This window comes from Protofrankia sp. Cr1 (assembly GCF_963555865.1).
Classification (GTDB): domain Bacteria; phylum Actinomycetota; class Actinomycetes; order Frankiales; family Frankiaceae; genus Protofrankia.
This window is the reverse complement of sequence record NZ_CAUVXO010000674.1, coordinates 1532-3011: the sequence shown is the minus strand read 5'-3', so window position 1 is coordinate 3011 and position 1480 is coordinate 1532. Positions and strand designations below refer to the sequence as shown.

The 1480-nt window shown below is 67.8% G+C and carries 1 protein-coding gene; it reads left to right on the top strand.

The genetic code is table 11. From position 1 onward, the window contains the following. Positions 1 to 1480: VWA domain-containing protein (locus U9980_RS27800; RefSeq protein WP_322770642.1), on the top strand; the 1480-nt coding region annotated here is incomplete at both ends.

Below are 1480 nucleotides of genomic sequence, written 5' to 3'. Positions count from 1 at the left end.
GACGAGTCCGGAAGTCTCTCCGACCAGGACGTCGTCAACGAACGCAACGCCGCCTCGGTCATCGCCGTCGCGGACGTCTCCCCGCAGTCCCAGGTAGCGGTCCTGGGCTTCGGTAGCTCCGAGGGCAGAGTGGGCCAGAGCGCGGTCAACCCGGTATGCCCCTTGACGACCGTCAACCAGCTGGGTGATCAGCAGGAGTTGCTCCGGTGTATCGGCACGCTGCACCGGCGAACCGCCGAGGAAGGTAACAACACCGATCACGTAGCCGCGCTTGCCCAGGCCCTCGACATCCTGGCCGCGCCCGATGCCCTCAATCGTCCTAAAATGATCTTCTTGTTGACCGATGGACGGCTCGACGTCTCAGGGAGTCCCCAGTACGGTCCGGACGTCACCACGCGTAACGCTGAAGGACAGCGGCAGTTGGTCGAGAAGATCAATGAAGCCCGTGACGGCAAGGTGCAGATCTGGCCGATCGGCTTCGGCAACGTCGACATGGCCTCGCTCGACGGCTACGCCACCGGCGGCTTTCAGGGGACCTGTAACCGTTCGGTCGACGCCAGGCCGCGGACGAACATCTACACGTCATCCAGCGATGTGGGCAAGGCATTGCTGCAGGCGTTCGCGTCGGCCCGGTGCGCCGGCGTCTCCGCTTTCGACCAGGGCACCCTCACCGGCGGAGCGTCAGTTGACCTGGCTGTCGACATCCCGCCCATCAGCACCGACGGGTCCATCGTGGTGTTGAAGGGCAGTGACAAGGTCAGGGTCACCTATTTCGACCCGCGCGGGGTGGAGGTACCGCGCCAGAGCCAGAACTTCGACGGTTCGGTGCTCCAGGCGACAACTGAGAACGCGGCGGCCGAGTCGCTGCACATCCGCGACCCACGCCCGGGTACCTGGAAGGTGCGGCTGATCGCACCCGCGGGCGTGCCCACATCGACGGTTGCGGCCTCGGCGATCTGGCAGGGTCGCATCCGCTCCTCGATCGCGGTCACCCCGCCTGCCCCGCAACCCGGTCAGACCGTCGACGTGCGGGTGCGGCTGCAGACCCGCGCCGACGCGGTCACCGACCCGGCCGAACTGCGCAAGCTCACGGTCCGCGCAGAGGTCTCCGGGGACGGAATGCCGCTCCAGAGCGTTCCGGTCGCCGACGACGGCAAGGGCTCCGACCGGCGGGCGAACGACGGCGAGTTCGCCGGTCGGGTCACTGTTCCGACCACCGCCACCGGTGATCTCACGTTCGTCGGGCGCATCGACGGGATCGGTGTCGTCGGCGACGAGCGACCGTTCACCACCCGGATCACCAAGGGGCCGCCGCCGGTCACCGCCGACATCAGCGTTGACGGCGGGCGGGTCGCGCCGGGCGACATCCTGGGCGGGACGGTCGTCATCAATACAGCGGACGGCAGGCCCCGTACCCTCGGGCTGCGTCTGATCGATCTGGACCCGGGCACTCTTGCCGAGCTCAGCCCGGCGAGGATCC